This is a genomic window from Enterobacter chengduensis, assembly GCF_001984825.2.
Taxonomy (GTDB): domain Bacteria; phylum Pseudomonadota; class Gammaproteobacteria; order Enterobacterales; family Enterobacteriaceae; genus Enterobacter; species Enterobacter chengduensis.
Genome location: NZ_CP043318.1, coordinates 580914 through 594841, shown reverse-complemented (window position 1 = coordinate 594841; position 13928 = coordinate 580914). Strand labels below are relative to the sequence as shown.

Sequence of the window (13928 nt, the reverse complement as noted above, 5' to 3'; positions counted from 1 at the left end):
GAGTATCGGCCGCTACCGGAAAATGTTTAGACTTTCAGCATGTTATCTCTCTGTTACCGATGTGTTCACGCGGGTAACAGGCGAGCTTTGACGGTTCTCCCAGAGCACCGTCAGGCCGCGCTGAAGGGCAATAAAGATAAACAGCAGAATGCCGATGGCGATCTTCGTCCACCAGGAGCTGAGCGTGCCGTCGAAGTTGATATAGGTCTGGATCAGCCCCTGAATCGCCACGCCGAACAGCGTTCCCAGCACCGTCCCCACCCCGCCGCTGAGCAGCGTGCCGCCAATCACCACGGAGGCAATCGCGTCCAGCTCCACGCCCACGCCTGCCAGGGCGTAGCCCGCCTGGGTATATACCGAGAAGACGATACCCGCCAGCGTCGCCAGGCCGGTCGAGAGCATATAGATGCGGATGGTGGTACTGCGGGTCGAGATCCCCATCAGGTTGGCCGACGTGGCGTTGCCGCCAATGGCGTAAACCTGATTGCCAAACCGGGTTCGGTGGGCGAGGAAAATGCCAATGACCACCACGCCCAGCATCAGCAGCCCCATCGCGCTCAGACGCCCGCCGCCGGGAATTTTCCACGCCAGGCTGGAGAGCGTGTCGTATACCGGATGGTTAATCGGAATCGACTCCTCCGACACCAGGTAGCTCACGCCGCGCAGGAAGAACATGCCCGCGAGGGTAATGATAAACGCCGGAATTTTTAACGCGTCGATCAGCAGCCCCATAAAGGCGCCAAACGCGCAGCCCATCACCAGCACCAGCGGAAACGCCACCAGCGGGGAGATCCCCCAGAAGCCGATCGCCTTCGCGAGGAACACGCCCGTAAAGGCGATCACCGAGCCGACGGAGAGGTCGATCCCGCCGGAGAGGATCACAAACGTCATGCCGACGGCGATGATGCCTAAAAAGGCGTTATCGGTCAGGATATTGCAGATCACGCGCGTCGAGGCAAAGCCGGGGAACTGCGTCAGACAGTAGAGATAGCCCAGCACAAACACGCCCAGCATGATCGTTAGCGGTAAATTACGTTTTATCATGGCCACGGATCCTCTTAATGATGCTGACAAAGCGCGGCGACTGGACGACAAGCACGCAGAGCACGACAACCGCTTTCACCACCTGGTTGAGCTCCGGCTGAAAACCGGAGAGCAGGATCCCGGTGTTCATGCCCTGAATGATCAGGGCGCCTATCACCGAGAGCAGCAGGTTAAAGCGCCCGCCCATCAGCGACCCGCCGCCGATCACCACCGCGAGGATCGCGTCCAGCTCCAGCCAGAGTCCCGCGTTGTTGGCATCGGCCCCGCGAATATCCGCCGCAACGATGATCCCGGCGATGGCGGCGCAGACGCCGCTCAGCACGTAGGTCAGCATCACCATCAGCCGCGTGTTGACGCCAGCGTTGCGCGCGGCGCGGATGTTGATCCCAACGGCCTCAATGAACATCCCCAGCGCCGTTTTGCGGGTGAAGAGCCAAAAGACAGCGAGCGTGACCAGGGCAATCATCACCGGCGTCGGGAAGAACAGAAAGTTGCCGCTGCCGAGCCACGCCAGGCTCGGGGAGTTAAAGGTGACAATCTGTCCGGAGGTGATCAGCTGCGCCACGCCGCGCCCGGCCACCATTAGAATGAGGGTGGCGACAAAGGGCTGGATTTTCAGCACCGCGACCAGAATGCCGTTCCATAGTCCTGCCAGCACGCCGGTGCCTAAGGCCGCCAGTAAAACAACCGGCAGGCTGTGTCCGGCCACGGTCATGGAGGCTGCCGTGGCCCCGGCGATAGCCATCACCGCGCCAACGGAGAGGTCAATCCCGCCGGTGGCGATGACCAGCGTCATCCCGATGGCCAGCAGCGCCACGGGTGCGGCACGGTTTAAAATATCAATCGGGCTGCCAAACAGGCGGCCATCCTGGACGATAATCTGGAAAAAATGCGGCGCGACCAGGCTATCCACCAGCAATACCACCAGCAGCGCCGCGATTTGCGGCGTGCCGGTTGGCCAGCTGAAGCGGCGCTTTGACTCACCGGTTTGCGAAAGCGAACGGGGCATCACGATTCACTCCTTATGCCGCGATGGCATTCATGATCGCCGGAACGGACAGCTTATCCAGCGGGATCTCTGCCACCTGTTTGCGATCGCGCATGATGATGACGCGATCGGCATAGCCCACCAGCTCTTCCAGCTCGGACGAGATAACCAGTAGCGCCAGCCCGTCCGCACAGAGCGTCTCGATAAGCCGGATAATTTCGGCGTGCGCGCCGACGTCAATGCCGCGGGTCGGTTCGTCGAGGATCAGGAACTGGGGTTTAGTCAGCAGCCAGCGTGAAAGCAGGACTTTTTGCTGGTTACCGCCGGAAAGAAACTCAATAGGCTGTTCCGCGCTCGGGGTGCGGATACCGAGCTGGCGGATAAACCGCTCGGCGATGGCGTTTTGCTCTTTACGCGGGATCGGACGCAGCCAGCCGCGCTGGGCCTGCAGCGCCAGAATGATATTTTCCCGCACCGAGGCGGCTGCAATAATCCCGTCCGTTTTTCGGTCCTCCGGGCAGAAGCCGACGCCCAGGCAGGAGGCCTGATGCGGCGATCGCAGGGTTTGCGGTTTGCCCTTGATCAGCGCGCTGCCGCTGTCCGCCGGCTTGATCCCGAAGATCACCTCGGCGGTTTCGGTCCGGCCTGAGCCTAGCAGGCCCGCCAGCCCGACAATTTCGCCCGGCCGCACCTCAAGGTTAAACGGCGCGATCGTCCCTTTTTTGCCGTAATCGCTGAACGCGGCGACCGGCTTCTCGCTCAGCAGCGTGCGGCCCGCGCGCTGAAGGGCGTTGGTCTCCAGCTCGCGGCCCAGCATCATTTTCACCAGCTCGATCTGCGGCAGCTCGCGGGTTTCGCGGCAGCCGACAAAGCTGCCGTTGCGCAGCACCGTGATGCGATCGCTCACCTCGTAGACCTGATCGAGGAAGTGGGTAACGAAGATCAGGCTGACGCCCCGATCGCGCAGCTGGCGCATCAGGGTAAAGAGCATCTCGACTTCCTGGGTATCGAGGCTGGCGGTGGGTTCGTCGAGGATCAGGACTTTCGCAGAGAGATCGATCGCGCGGCAAATGGCGACGATCTGCTGCATCGCGACGGAAAAGCGGTTCAGCGGCTCGCGGACGTCGAGGGAGAAGCCGTAGGACTCCATCAGCGTTGTCGCCCGCGCCTCCATCTCTTTGCGGCGCAGCAGGCCAAAACGCCGTGGCTCACGGCCAATAAACAGGTTATCCGCTACCGACATATTCGGCAGCAGGTTCACCTCCTGGTAGACCGTCCCGATCCCCAGCTGTTGGGCATGGGCGGTATTTTTCGGCGAAATGGCGTTGCCTTCCAGCCAGATGGTGCCGCGGTCGGCGTGATAAACGCCGGTCAGGGATTTTATCAGCGTCGATTTTCCCGCACCGTTCTCGCCCAGCAGCGCCATAATTTCGCCGCGCCGCAGGCTGAAATCGACGTTATCCAGCGCCTTTACGCCGGGGAAGAATTTACTCAAGCCCTCTGTGCGGAGGATTTCCTGGTGTTGTTCAGTGGTCATGGTTCCCCCTCACCCTGACCCTCTCCCCGGAGGGGAGAGGGGATTGATCGTGCCAATTGTTAATATCCAGCTCCGCCCTGCCTTTCCCCCTCTCCACTCCGGGGAGAGGGCTGGGGTGAGGGGCGAGGGTCAGGGCTTAGTAGCCCATATTTTTCTTCTTCTCTAACTCTTCTTTCGCCGTATCCGGCAGGTAGAGCGTGGACTTGGTGACGGTCACCTTCTCAGGCATCGTGCCGTCTTTCTTGAATTTCTCCAGCGCATCGAAGGCCGGGCCCGCCATGTTTGGCGTCAGCTCCACGCTGGCGTTGGCTTCGCCGTCGATCATCGCTTTGTAGATATCAGGTACGCCGTCGATAGATCCGGTGAGGATATCTTTGCCCGGCTTCAGGCCCGCTTCTTTGATCGCCTGAATCGCACCGATTACCATGTCATCGTTGTGGGCGTAAACCATGCAGATGTTCTTGCCGTTGTTTTCCGCCTTAATGAAGCTCTCCATGACCTCTTTGCCTTTACTGCGGGTAAAGTCGCCGGACTGAGAGCGGATAATCTTGATGTTTGGCGCTTTCGCGATGGCCTCAGCGAAGCCTTTTTTACGGTCGATAGCCACGCTCGCACCCACGGTGCCCTGCAGCTCAACGACGTTACACGGCTTGCCGTCGACCTGTTTCACCAGCCAGTCGCCAATCAATTGCCCTTCAAGCACGTTGTTGGCGGTGACGGTAGTCATATAGAGAGATTTGTCTTTGACGTCGATGGAACGGTCAAGCAGGAAGACCGGGATCTCAGCGTCTTTCGCCTCCTTCAGGACGGGTTCCCAGCCGGTCGCCACGACGGGGGCAATAAAGATGGCATCCACGCCCTGGGCGATAAAGGAGCGCACGGCTTTGATCTGATTCTCTTGTTTTTGCTGACCATCGGCGATTTTCAGGGTGATGCCGCGTTTCTGAGCTTCGCTTTTCGCCACGTTGGTTTCTGCCGCTCGCCAGCCAGATTCAGAGCCGACCTGCGAAAAACCTACGGTTAAGGGAGCGGCCATCGCCATAGACGACATGGCTGCCGAAACTGCTGTGACCAGGAGTAAGCGCTTCCACATATGAACGTCCTCGTAGGGTGAGTTATTGTTGGTTAAAAGATGTTCTGCGGAATGACTATAGCCCATGAAATAGGTAACGAATTGCGTTACATCACACTTCAGAAAAGTGAATAAAACGTTAATCACAAGTTTGTAATCGCTTTCATTTCACCATTAAAAATGCGGCTACGTTTATGGATTTTCCTGTCATGGAATCGGTCTGAAAAGTGGAGAAAGCGGGGAGAGAAAGCGAAAACAGGCGGAGACATTCAGCGCGAGTTGGCTATAATACCTGCCACGAATTTACCATCCATTTTAAAGGACACCGACATGAGCTTACTCAACGTCCCAGCGGGTAAAGAACTGCCAGAAGACATCTACGTTGTTATCGAAATCCCGGCTAACGCAGATCCGATCAAATACGAAGTGGACAAAGAGAGCGGCGCCCTGTTCGTAGACCGTTTCATGTCTACCGCGATGTTCTATCCGTGCAACTACGGCTACATCAACCACACCCTGTCTCTGGACGGTGACCCGGTTGACGTGCTGGTCCCAACGCCATACCCGCTGGAGCCAGGCTCCGTCATTCGCTGCCGTCCAGTTGGCGTGCTGAAAATGACCGACGAATCCGGTGAAGATGCCAAGCTGGTTGCGGTACCGCACACCAAGCTGAGCAAAGAGTACGATCACATCAAAGATGTGAACGACCTGCCAGAGCTGCTGAAAGCGCAGATCACTCACTTCTTCGAGCACTACAAAGACCTCGAAAAAGGCAAGTGGGTTAAAGTTGACGGCTGGGACAACGCGGAAGCGGCGAAAGCAGAAATCATCGCCTCTTTCGAACGCGCTGCTAAGAAATAATTCTTACTGCTGATAATGAAGGCCCCGCGAGTCGGGGCTTTTTTATATCTGCCATATAGCTAAGCCCTGGCTTAACTTTTGCCAGACCCAAATCCATCATTCGGATCTGGTTTACCAGAATGACGCCCTGAATATTCCCTTCTTCACAAGACAGCGGCACACTGAAACCCGCATAGCGGGCAAAATTGCCCCCCTGTGTAACAGGCGCAACCAGCGTCATTCCAGGCTGGTTGAATGCGCTAACGGATAGCACTAACGCGGGCCTGCCTGCGCCCTTTTGTTCATGACCATTTGCAGGATCGAAGCCGACGAGAACGATATCACCTCGTTCAAAACAAGGTCGCTTCACCATACTTCATCACCTACGGGACCTGACGTGCCCCATACGTCCTGTTTGTTAACTTCCGGGGCTGACATATCACACTGCGCCAACAACTCTTCAAGCGAGTACTGCTTACTCACCGGAGTGAGCACTAACTGATTATTTGTCACCTGAGTCTCCATACTCTGACCTGGTATTAGGAATAACGCTCGAAGGAAAAAAGAAAGCAGGAGGAAATTTCACTGCGGACTGCGAGCCGCCGCACAAAAAAACAACGCCACCTTCCGGTGGCGTTGTCGTTTTTCAGTACTGGTCTCTGTCTAACCAGTTACCGCTTACAATCCGCGTTAACCCGTCGACCGGACGCTGGTAGACATACATCCACGCGCTACCGTACGGCGTCTGGATCAACTGGCGTGCGTATTCACCGCCCCTGGTGCGCAAGGCATCAAGTTCGGCAAGCGTTGCGTTATCAATACGATACACTTCACCCTGTACTGTTCCTTCACCCGGAACCGCGCCTGGATAGTGGCCCAGGCTGTACAACTGGTAGTTCTCGATATTGTAATTCCCCAGCAGCAGGGCATTGGTCATCCAGTGACTGTTGCCTTGCTTGGTTCGTAAACTGCCGTAGACAAATATTCGCATTGCTAAAACTCAAACTGATAGAGCAGATCAAGTGCCTGGTCTACGCCGGACACTGCTTCCAGATATAGCTTAGGCATCAGGCGATAGCGTAACGTGAGTGTTGCCAGTGAGTCAAAGATCCCCACACCATATTTTACCTGCAGACCCGGCAGCACATAGCCGCTGACCACCACCTGCGAGGAGTCACCCACGCCCTGGGTGTCCAGCGCCAGATTGCTTACGCCGAACGTCTCGCCGATTTTACCCACAACCTGCCCACTTTGTGCAACCCCCAGCCCCACTAACATCGAGGTCATCGCCGCACTGTCGCTCTGACCGCTGTCGAGACCTTGTCCACGCAGAAGGTAAGAAAGAGCCTCTTGCTGGGACATCGCCGGGTCAGAGAAGATCTCCGCCTTCGGTTCGTCGGCGGAACCGGTGACGCGTACCCCGGCAATGACGTCGTTTTCCGTCGCTTCCGGGTTACGAATCGCTTCGATGTTCAACAGGGGCTGATCCGGTGGACCAGAGAACAGCAGCTCGCCTTTACGGACAATCAGATCCTGACCATAGGCGTGGAAGCGCCCTTCAGGAATATTGATCTGCCCGTTGAGGCCAAGCCCTTGTTTATCCTGCGCCACCTTCAGGTCGCCCGTGAGCCTCGCCTTCAGCCCAAACGCATCCAAGCGCACGTTATTCCCCACGTGCACGATAAGGTTACTATTAATCGGTATGCCAGCGCTCTTCTGTTCGACAGGTTTCAGATTTTCATTGAGCATAACTTCATCACTTGAGACGCCGACCGCGCTTTCCGGCACGTCGTGAACCACGATGCGCGCCCACGGCACGTCGACGCGACCGTCAAGCGTGAAGAGGCTTGGCGTGGCCTCAAAGACCACATCAGGCGAGACGTCCAGGCGCACCATTGGCGGCACGGTGATACGCACCTTGCTGCCCTTCGCGGCAATACGGGCCCGCCAGTTGTCGAGCTGGCTCCAGTCTGCGTCGCCGCTCAGGTTGATTTGACCTTGTTGCGTCAGTACCGATCCGCTCAGCGTCGAGCTCATGCCGTTGAAGTTCATCGCAATCTGGCTGGGCTGCATGTCAAACGGCATAAAGTTGCCGTCGATGTCCACGCCGCTGAGGCGCATCTGACCGAACAGCTGCGGGCTTTGCGCGTTGCCGCCCAGGCGCAGGTTGGCGTTCAGCATGCCCTCGGCCTTTTCCCCGCGGGCGAAAATCGGGTTCACCATCGCCAGGTTGAAGTTGCGGATATTGACGTTGCCGCCCAGATTACGCCGTCCCTGCGGGTCGGTAATCTGGACCTGCCCGTCAAGCTGACCGTTGTTAGTAAGACGGATCAGCCACCCCAGCTCCGCACGGTTGTTATGCAGGTCCGCGCTCAGGTTGAGGGTATCGAACGCCACCGGCAGCGGCGCGTCGTTGATCTCCTGCGTCACCTTCACGTTACGCCCGGACAGCGTAACGCTGCCCTGCGGCAGCCCCTCTTTAGTGGTGTCCCAGGCCACGTCGGCTTTCCCGCTGAAGACGCCGCTGGCCTGGGTGGTGTCCGGCATAAACGGCTTCAGCATCGCCAGATCGAAGCGGTTAAGGTTGATTTGCGCGCGCCCTTCCGCGCCCGCATCGATGGTCTGCGGTACGCACAGTTCCGCATTCGGGTTGGTCCAGCAGTGCGGCCCAATGCCGATCTTCTGCTCGGCGTTGCGGTAGTCCAGCGCGATGGAGCGCGACAGCGCCAGCGGCCCGACCGGGGTATTGAAGCGCGTGTTGTCCAGCGTCCCTTTCCAGCGTTCTTCTTTGCGGTCGAAGCTGCCGGTCAGGTGAAGCTGGCCGGAGACCGGCTCGCCCTGCACCCGCAGCTGGAGGTCGTGCTGCTTCTCGTTCCCTTTTGCATCCAGGGTGACCAGGCTGATGTTCACGTCAGGCTGCGAAATGCGCTCCACGCGCAGGTTCAGGTTACCGCCGATCTGGTCAGTGGATTTCACATCCCCTTCCACCCGGACGCGAGCAACGCTCAGTTCTTGCCAGCGCAGGTTATTGGCGGTGATATCCGCCAGCAGCTGCGGCGCGTCTACCGTGCCGCGCACCTTCACGAGCCCCTTCGCCGTCCCGCCCAGGCCCGGCAGGGCGTTGTCCAGATTCGGCGCGTCGATGGCGGCATCCAGCTCCAGATCTTTCACCCCCAGCTCGCCTTTGATATCCGCCGTGTTGCGCCCCAGCGCGACGTGCAGGCCCGGGATCACCCACTGCAGGTAGCTGTTGCCTTTCACCGAGCCTTCAACGTTAACCTTGTTCTGCTTCACGTTCCCGGTGAGCTTGATTTCCGGCACGTCCATCTGCCACGTTCCGCCGTACAGGCTGCCGCGCGTTTTGATCAGGCCATCCAGCTTCGACGGCCAGTCCGGCACCTCTTTGGCGGTGTTAATGCCCGTCAGCTTCAGCTCGCCGCGCCAGCTGATTGCCTGCTGCCAGTCGAGCAGCGCGGTCAGCTCGGTTTTGCCTTCCAGCGCCGCGACGGTCAGCTTGTCGAGGTTGATCTGCCGTTCGTTGCCCTTCGCATCCAGCGTGATGTCCGCGGGCGGCACGCCCTGCCCCTTCACCGTGGTGCGGAACGAGAGCGTGTAGTCGGTCATCTTGCCGCTCAGCTTCAGCTTCATATCGTCGGCCTGGAACTGCTTTTCGCCGGTGAACGGCCAGGAAAGCTGCTTGCTGACGACCTCAAGGTTAAGCGGCAGGCCGGCTTCCGCCAGCTGCGTTTGCGCGCGCAGAACCATGTCCACCGGGCCGGAGAGATTCACCCCGACGTCCAGCTTATCGCGCAGCGCCCCGCCGACTTTAACCTTTACCTTTTCGCCCTTCAGCGGGTCGATGTTGAGCGCGCTGTTCAGCGTAATATCCACCGGCCAGCTGTCGCGCAGCAGGGCATTCCCTGACGCGTTCACCGAGCCCTGGTTGGTGTCGATATCCAGCGCGTCGAGCTTCATGCTGCCGTCAATGCTGCTGACCTTAAGCAGCATGGTGTAAACGGTCAGATCGGTATCGCCGGTCAGGCGCAGCTGCTCGCCTTTGAACTCCTCAATATTGAGGTTCAGCGGCAGATGCACGTCGGTCATTTCCGGCAGGACAGGCTTCGAGAAGAGATCCTTCAGCGTTTCGCCCAGCGGCTTTTCTTCCGGCTGCGGGTTCTGGATCTTCGGCTCGACGATCTCTTCCTGCGCCACGTCGGCCACTTTCGGCAGCGCGATCAGCAGGCCCTGCAGCGAGGTTGGCGTGAGGGTGAGGTTTTTCTCCTGCCAGCGCAGGCCGGAGGTGAAATCCATCACGGACACGGTGGTGTCGTCGATTTTGATATTAACGTTATCGAGCGCCACCCGATAAAGCGCGATCGGGTACGGCGTGGAGAGATTGAGCGGGCCGCTGTCCTCTTCCTCGACCGGCGCGGACTTCGGCATTTTCTTCGAATCGATCGCCACGTTAACGTCTTTAAGCGACAGATCGTTGACGCAGAGCCTGCTGTCCCGCAGGCAGCCCAGCTTCACCGCCAGGTGAAACTCCCCGGCGTTTACCGCCACGCCCGGCTGCGTATAGCGGATGTTCTTCAGACGCAGGTCGCGCCAGCCGCCCGTCACCTGACCAATTTCCAGCCCCGGCACCCAGCGGTTCGCGGCGTTAAACAGCAGATGCAGCCCGGTCGTCGTTCCCACCAGAAACGCCACCGTACCGAGCAGCAGCACGATAAAAATCAGCACCCCGAGGCTTATCTTCTTCCATAAACTCATAATTCTGGCCCCAGACCGATGTAAAACTGTAAACCGTGTTCTTCTTTATCGCCGACCGGCACGGCGAAATCGAGCTTGATCGGCCCGACGGGCGACTGCCAGCGTACGCCTACGCCCGCGCCGGTTTTAAAGTCGCTGCGGCGGATATCGCTCACCGCTTCGCCGCCGTCGACGAACATGGCGCCCCACCATTTTCCGCTGACGTTGTACTGGTACTCCAGCGAGCCGGTCGCCAGCTTGGAGGCCCCGATCAGCTTGCCGTCATCGTCTTTAGGCGCGATAGATTTGTATTTGTAGCCGCGAATGCTGCGGTCGCCCCCGGCGAAGAAGCGCAGGTCCGGCGGCACTTTGTCGAAGTCGCCGGTCTCAATCCAGCCGAGATTGCCGCGCATCACAAAGCGGTGTTTGTCATACAGCGTGCGGATCCAGACGTTTTGCGCCTGAATGACCGAGAAGTCTACGTCAGAACCCCACATGGTGTTGGAGTAATCGATGGAGTAACGCTGGGAATCCCCCCAGGTCGGCATCAGGCCGCCGCGCGAGCGGGTGCGGCTGATCATCACCCCAGGATAGAGCAGCATGGTGGTATTGGTGACGTTGGCCTGGGTAAAGTGGTCCAGGCTCCAGCGCAGGTTAATGGCGCGCTGCCAGCCGCTGGAGAGATCCCAGAAACGCGACAAGGCGAGCGTGGTGGAGTCGGACTCGGTATCGTTCAGGTCGGTGCGCTTAAAGCCCCCCTGGACCAGGTAATACTGCTCAAGCGGATTTTTCAGCAGCGGCATTTTGTAGCTGAAATCAAGCTGCTGTTCCGGAGCGGAAATACTGGCGCTGGTGGTCAGGCTGTGGCCGTAGGAGTTCATCCACGGCTTTTTCCAGGTAGCCTTCACGCGCGGGCCGACGTCCGTCGAATAGCCAACCCCGGTCTCAATGGTGTTCTCGGTGCGCGGCGAAACAACGCCATGCAGCGGCAACACCTTGGTTTTGCGAGACTTCTCAAATTCCGGTGCGACAACCACGGAGTTAAACCAGCCGGTCGCGGAAAGACGACGGTTCAGTTCCGCCAGGTCTCTCGACTGGTAGTAATCGCCTTTTTTGAACGGCACGAAGTTTTGCAGGTACTCTTCACGAATTTGCGAACCTTCAAAGGTCACATCCCCAAAGCGGTAGCGCTCCCCGCTGTCGTAGTCGATATCCCAGAAGGCCTGATGCCGATCCAGCGCAATGCCCAGCTGGCTTTTATCGAACTGGCTGTCAAAGTAGCCCTTGCGCAGGGAAACGCTCGTCAGCTCTTTTTTGAAATGGTCGTAGTCGCCGTGGTTAAGCACGGTACCGATTTTCGGCCGCGTGCTGAGCAGGTCCAGGTAATCCCGGTCGGTACGCGCCCCGCCGCGCAGGATGACGTTCGTGCCGCCAATCCGTACCGGCTCACCCGGCGAAACGCGGGCAATAAGCACCTGACGCCCCTTCTTTGGCGGCGGGCGGAGATCGAAATCAATGGTGGGTTCGTAATAACCCAGCGCTTTTAGCCCTTCCCGGATCGCATCGTCGACGCGCGCGCGAAAACGCCGGTCCGGCGTCACCTCATCACTCTGGATGGTCGATAGCTGCGCACGCACGTTTTTTTCCAGCGCCCCGGATAACCCCTCAACCTGCAAACGGACATTCGCCGCGCTGGCAATCCCGCTTGTCAGCAATACACTGACTAGACATAACTGGCGGATTTTTGTCACGTTTTCTCCTGAATATCCCTGTTTCCACCCTGGAAGCAAATGAACTGCCGCTCCGCGGCAAAATACGGCCCGTTGGCCAAAAACCCGAATCGCGGGTTGAAAATGGGTGTAACACCCAAATATTTTTTATGATTAAATCTAGACTCATTCAGCGCATTTATTGTGTTCAATTAAACGCGTCGTGACAACCTTAACTGAAACATCGCACCCCGGGAGGCCCCATCGTGAGTTTATTCGACAAAAAGCATCTGGTTTCACAAGCAGATGCATTACCGGGACGCAACACCCCTATGCCTGTGGCGACCTTACACGCCGTTAATGGCCACTCTATGACCAACGTGCCGGATGGCATGGAAATCGCCCTCTTCGCCATGGGCTGCTTCTGGGGCGTTGAGCGCCTCTTCTGGCAGCTGCCCGGCGTTTACAGCACGGCCGCGGGATACACGGGCGGCTACACGCCGAACCCAACCTACCGCGAAGTCTGCTCTGGCGAAACCGGGCATGCGGAAGCGGTACGCGTGGTGTATGACCCAACCGTAATCCGCTACGAGCAGCTTCTGCAGGTCTTCTGGGAAAACCACGACCCGGCGCAGGGCATGCGTCAGGGCAACGACCACGGCACGCAGTACCGCTCGGCCATTTATCCGCTCACGCCCGAGCAGGATGCCGCCGCGCGCGCCAGCCTTGAGCGCTTCCAGCAGGCCATGCGTGAAGCGGGCGATACGCGCGAGGTGACCACGGAAATCACCACCGCAAAACCGTTCTACTACGCCGAGGACGATCACCAGCAGTACCTGCACAAAAACCCGTACGGCTACTGCGGTATCGGGGGCATCGGCGTCTGCCTGCCGCCACAGCTGGCCTGATCACCGTTCCAGCGCCACGCGAGCCGCGTGGCGCGTCGCATTACAGACCGAACCGTAATCCATCACTTTTCCCTGCAATAGCAGGTTAAAGACCGGCGCCTGCGGTCGGTTGAGCCGCGTTTGCAGCAGGTGAACGGCTTCAATCCCCAGCTCCCGACAGGGCACCGTCACGCCCGTGACCGGTTTTTCCAGACGGTGCGCCAGGTTCCATGCAAAATCGGTCGTTATCAGTGAAATATCTTCCGGAATGCGCAGCCCGTGTCGGGTCAACGCCCTGACCACGCCTTCCACCATGCTGGTGCTGTTCGGGAAAATCACCTCCGGCCACTGCGATTTATCATGGCTCTTCAGCCACGCGTCCAGGGCCCGCTCGGCCTCTTCGGCGGTAAACCACTCCGTCACGAGCAAATCACGCTGGGGATCAAAGCCCACGTGAAAATGGCGGTACGCCTCTTTAATGCCGTCCAGACGCGCGTAAAGCGTTTCTCGCCGCAGGCAGGTGAGCGTGAGCACACGCCGATGCCCTTGCTCAAAAAGATAGTGCATGGCGGTAAACCCAATCGCCCGGTGATCGGGCGACACGGCATCCTGCTCGCGATCCCGGTCAATGGAATTAATTAACACGCAGGGTTTATTTAGCGTACTCGCCAGTTTAAATATGGTGGAATCATCAGTCCCAATAATAATTATCGCGTTAATATTCTTCTGACCGGCCTTTTCCATAAATAATTTCACATCGGCGTGCTGTTCTTCTAATCCACAGCAGCTCACCCATACATTGTGCCGCGCGCAGGCTTCAGCGATCCCTTTAGTCACTTCCAGATAAAAAATATCCCCGCGTCCCTGAAAGGTTCTTTCTGGTGCAAAAACAGCGATACCGTTAATTAACAGCCTGCCGCTGGCCACGGACTCCAGCACGCCTAATTCCCTGGCAGTACGAACGATCGCCTCCCGGGCTTTATCGCTGGTATACGATTTGCCGCTTAATACCCGAGACACCGTACTGACGGAATAGCCCGTCAGGGCCGCTATCTCCTCCATTTTTAACCTGCCCGGCATAGTGTGACCTCGCTCTCATTCA

At 58.4% G+C, this 13928-nt stretch carries 11 protein-coding genes and 1 pseudogene; 2 read left to right on the top strand and 10 right to left on the bottom strand.

Features of this window, described 5'->3' with window-relative positions; genetic code table 11:
• Positions 1 to 42: 42 nt before the first annotated feature.
• From yjfF to ytfQ, 4 genes are all read right to left on the bottom strand, one after another.
• Positions 43 to 1044: a galactofuranose ABC transporter, permease protein YjfF gene (gene yjfF / locus FY206_RS02900; protein WP_080500341.1), complete on the bottom strand. Its 1002-nt coding sequence runs from the start codon at positions 1042 to 1044 to the stop codon at positions 43 to 45.
• The gene (gene ytfT / locus FY206_RS02895) at positions 1031 to 2056 is read right to left on the bottom strand and encodes a galactofuranose ABC transporter, ATP-binding protein YtfT (protein WP_167513843.1); all 1026 of its coding nucleotides are present in this window, start codon (positions 2054 to 2056) and stop codon (positions 1031 to 1033) included. The genes yjfF and ytfT overlap by 14 nt, the downstream gene beginning before the upstream one ends.
• 10 nt (positions 2057 to 2066) lie before the next feature.
• The gene (gene ytfR, locus FY206_RS02890) at positions 2067 to 3569 is read right to left on the bottom strand and encodes a galactofuranose ABC transporter, ATP-binding protein YtfR (RefSeq protein WP_032643847.1); all 1503 of its coding nucleotides are present in this window, start codon (positions 3567 to 3569) and stop codon (positions 2067 to 2069) included.
• Positions 3570 to 3705: 136 nt separating this feature from the next.
• Positions 3706 to 4662: a galactofuranose ABC transporter substrate-binding protein YtfQ gene (gene ytfQ / locus FY206_RS02885; protein WP_014882271.1), complete on the bottom strand. Its 957-nt coding sequence runs from the start codon at positions 4660 to 4662 to the stop codon at positions 3706 to 3708.
• Between the two features lie 309 nt (positions 4663 to 4971).
• Here ytfQ and ppa point away from each other — a divergent pair, with 309 nt between their 5' ends.
• Positions 4972 to 5502 (top strand): inorganic diphosphatase, encoded by a 531-nt coding sequence (gene ppa / locus FY206_RS02880; protein WP_010427397.1) that lies wholly within the window; start codon positions 4972 to 4974, stop codon positions 5500 to 5502.
• Positions 5503 to 5590: 88 nt separating this feature from the next.
• Here the strand turns inward: ppa and FY206_RS02875 are convergent.
• The 5 genes and pseudogenes from FY206_RS02875 to tamA all read right to left on the bottom strand — a co-directional run.
• Positions 5591 to 5854, bottom strand: a pseudogene (locus FY206_RS02875) (type II toxin-antitoxin system ChpB family toxin); the annotation flags it as partial.
• On the bottom strand, positions 5848 to 6006 hold the full coding sequence (locus FY206_RS02870) for an AbrB/MazE/SpoVT family DNA-binding domain-containing protein (protein ID WP_080283033.1): 159 nt from the start codon (positions 6004 to 6006) through the stop codon (positions 5848 to 5850). The pseudogene FY206_RS02875 and the gene FY206_RS02870, both read right to left, overlap by 7 nt.
• Before the next feature lie 121 nt (positions 6007 to 6127).
• Positions 6128 to 6472: a gamma-glutamylcyclotransferase family protein gene (locus FY206_RS02865; protein ID WP_014882267.1), complete on the bottom strand. Its 345-nt coding sequence runs from the start codon at positions 6470 to 6472 to the stop codon at positions 6128 to 6130.
• 2 nt (positions 6473 to 6474) lie between these two features.
• On the bottom strand, positions 6475 to 10251 hold the full coding sequence (gene tamB, locus FY206_RS02860) for an autotransporter assembly complex protein TamB (protein WP_032643846.1): 3777 nt from the start codon (positions 10249 to 10251) through the stop codon (positions 6475 to 6477).
• Entirely contained in the window at positions 10248 to 11981 is a 1734-nt protein-coding gene (gene tamA, locus FY206_RS02855) for an autotransporter assembly complex protein TamA (RefSeq protein WP_077064388.1), read from the bottom strand. The genes tamB and tamA overlap by 4 nt, the downstream gene beginning before the upstream one ends.
• Positions 11982 to 12205: 224 nt before the next feature.
• Between tamA and msrA the strand changes: the two genes are divergently transcribed.
• Entirely contained in the window at positions 12206 to 12847 is a 642-nt protein-coding gene (msrA, locus tag FY206_RS02850; RefSeq protein WP_032643844.1) for a peptide-methionine (S)-S-oxide reductase MsrA, read from the top strand.
• On the opposite strand, the gene FY206_RS02845 is transcribed toward msrA, so the two are convergent.
• Positions 12848 to 13906 carry a LacI family DNA-binding transcriptional regulator gene (locus FY206_RS02845; protein WP_080500342.1) on the bottom strand — a complete coding sequence of 353 codons (1059 nt, stop codon included), beginning with the start codon at positions 13904 to 13906 and terminating at the stop codon, positions 12848 to 12850.
• Positions 13907 to 13928 lie beyond the last annotated feature (22 nt).

Bases quoted from the DNA above. Each gene is read 5' to 3' on its own strand.
- yjfF (WP_080500341.1), bottom strand. From the start codon at position 1,044: ATGATAAAACGTAATTTACCGCTAACGATCATGCTGGGCGTGTTTGTG.
- ytfR (WP_032643847.1), bottom strand. From the start codon at position 3,569: ATGACCACTGAACAACACCAGGAAATCCTCCGCACAGAGGGCTTGAGT.
- ytfQ (WP_014882271.1), bottom strand. From the start codon at position 4,662: ATGTGGAAGCGCTTACTCCTGGTCACAGCAGTTTCGGCAGCCATGTCG.
- ppa (WP_010427397.1), top strand. From the start codon at position 4,972: ATGAGCTTACTCAACGTCCCAGCGGGTAAAGAACTGCCAGAAGACATC.
- FY206_RS02870 (WP_080283033.1), bottom strand. From the start codon at position 6,006: ATGGAGACTCAGGTGACAAATAATCAGTTAGTGCTCACTCCGGTGAGT.
- FY206_RS02865 (WP_014882267.1), bottom strand. From the start codon at position 6,472: ATGCGAATATTTGTCTACGGCAGTTTACGAACCAAGCAAGGCAACAGT.
- tamB (WP_032643846.1), bottom strand. From the start codon at position 10,251: ATGAGTTTATGGAAGAAGATAAGCCTCGGGGTGCTGATTTTTATCGTG.
- FY206_RS02845 (WP_080500342.1), bottom strand. From the start codon at position 13,906: ATGCCGGGCAGGTTAAAAATGGAGGAGATAGCGGCCCTGACGGGCTAT.